The following is a 1,402-nucleotide window of genomic DNA, read 5'->3' as shown; positions in this document are numbered from 1 at the left end:
AGAATGGGCGACTGCTTCTATTTGTCATGGGAAAGGGAAAGAAATAAAAATTCTGAAGGAGCTAAGATTTCCTCATTCTCTCGGATTGTTATATTCAGCATTTACATACTTTCTAGGTTTTAAGGTAAATTCTGGTGAATATAAATTGATGGGGCTTGCTCCATATGGCAGACGAAACAATGAGACCATCAAGAAGTATGAAGAGGTTATAAAAAAGGAGCTTATTGAAATAAAAGATGATGGCTCTCTATGGATTAACCAATCATATTTTAAATATGCCACTGGTCTCAGAATGGTAGATGATAATAAGTGGGAAAAGTTGTTTGGATTTCCAAGAAGAAAGGCTGAGTCAGAATTAGAACAAAAGCATTGTGATTTGGGCCTTGCTATTCAAAATGTAACGGAAGAAATAGTTATTAAAATAGCGAAAGAAGCAAAAAGGTTAACTGGTTCTAAATATTTATGCCTTGCCGGCGGAGTAGCATTAAATTGTGTAGCCAACGGAAAACTCATCTCTGAGAATATTTTTGAGGATGTATTCATTCAACCAGCAGCCGGTGATGCCGGTGGGGCTCCAGGTGCTGCATTGGCAGCGTATCATATATATTATGATCAAGAAAGAAAGCCTCTAGAAAATGGGGCAATGGACAGGATGAATGGATCTTATTTGGGGCCATATTATATGTCCAAAGAAATAGAATTGGCAGTCAAGAAATATGATGGTAATTTTGTTAAATATGATAATTTCAATGACCTTACCAAGGAGACTGCAAAGTTATTAGGCGAAGGTAATGTAATTGGATGGATGCAAGGAAGAATGGAGTTCGGTCCAAGAGCTTTGGGAGGCAGAAGTATTCTTGGCGACCCACGGAGTGAAGAAATGCAGAAAAAACTCAATTTAAAAATTAAGTACAGAGAATCATTTCGTCCATTTGCTCCCTCTGTGTTAGCAGAAGATTGTAAGGAGTATTTTAAACACGAGGGCATTTCACCATATATGCTCATTGTCCAACCAGTTCAAGAGAAAAGAAGAAAGGAACTTCCTGAAAATTTTGACAGCCTCTCTATTAAAGATAAACTGTATTATTTGCGCTCGGACATACCGGCAATTACTCATATTGATTTTTCAGCCAGGATTCAAACTGTTCATAAAGAAACCAACCCCAGATATTACGAATTAATTAGCGAGTTTAAGAAACAAACCGGGTATGGACTAGTAGTTAATACCAGCTTTAACGTTCGTGGAGAACCAATTGTATGTACTCCAGAGGATGCCTACCGATGTTTTATGCGGACAGAAATGGATTTTTTAGTGATTGAAAATTATCTGTTTAAAAAAACAAACCAACCAGAATGGGCAGAAAAAGATAACTGGCAAGAAGAATTTAAACTTGATTAATAT

At 36.9% G+C, this 1,402-nt stretch carries 1 protein-coding gene; it reads left to right on the top strand.

The genetic code is table 11. The features are described 5' to 3' along the window. Window positions 1-1,399: carbamoyltransferase family protein (locus E1140_RS00350; protein WP_155177972.1), on the top strand; the 1,399-nt coding region annotated here is incomplete at its 5' end. Between the last annotated feature and the right edge of the window lie 3 nt (window positions 1,400-1,402).

The organism is Fulvivirga lutimaris, from assembly GCF_009711525.1.
GTDB lineage: Bacteria > Bacteroidota > Bacteroidia > Cytophagales > Cyclobacteriaceae > Fulvivirga > Fulvivirga lutimaris.
Note: the sequence above shows the minus strand (reverse complement) of the source record. Positions and strands in the feature narration are given on the sequence as shown.